The sequence below is a fragment of the Robertmurraya korlensis genome (genome assembly GCF_023715225.1).
In the GTDB taxonomy this organism is placed as follows: Bacteria; Bacillota; Bacilli; order Bacillales; family Cytobacillaceae; genus Robertmurraya_A.
The window spans coordinates 1-478 of the sequence record NZ_JAMBNS010000076.1; the positions used below are offsets into that span (position 1 = coordinate 1).

At 40.8% G+C, this 478-nt stretch carries 1 protein-coding gene; it reads left to right on the plus strand.

Going from position 1 to position 478, the window contains the following annotated elements; translation table 11 throughout:
• Positions 1 to 176: 176 nt before the first annotated feature.
• Positions 177 to 478, plus strand: a 302-nt coding sequence (ndhC, locus tag M3175_RS25885) for an NADH-quinone oxidoreductase subunit A (protein WP_251524557.1), incomplete at its 3' end; no start/stop codon positions are given.

Below are 478 nucleotides of genomic sequence, written 5' to 3' on the forward strand. Positions count from 1 at the left end.
CTTGTTAGCTGGTACGAGGTAATCTTAAGGAAAATAGTTCTTAAGAAGTTATCTGCCATCGTCTTTGTGATATTGCGCTTGAGCCAGACGGGCTTGGTGGAAGTATCAAAAATATCGTCCCAACTTGAATTGCTTAACCCACGTAACGGTTAGTCGTATTGCCCAGGAGTATCCTCATGATTCCAGTCATTGATTGGTCTGCAATTGTATTTATTTTGGCAGCCATAGGACTTTGTATTTTCATGCTTGTTGTACCAAGATTGTTAGGTGGTACTTCTAAAGGCTTTCAAAAGCAAGAAAATTTCGAGTCGGGTGTGGTCAGTGCTGGTTCTGCCAGAATCCGTTTATCTGCAAAATTCTATATCGTCGCTATCTTCTTTGTTATCTTTGACTTAGAAGCATTATACCTATATACCTATGCGGTATCGGTCAAAGAAGCAGGTTGGTTAGGATTTTGGACCGTTGTGCTGTTTGTGGT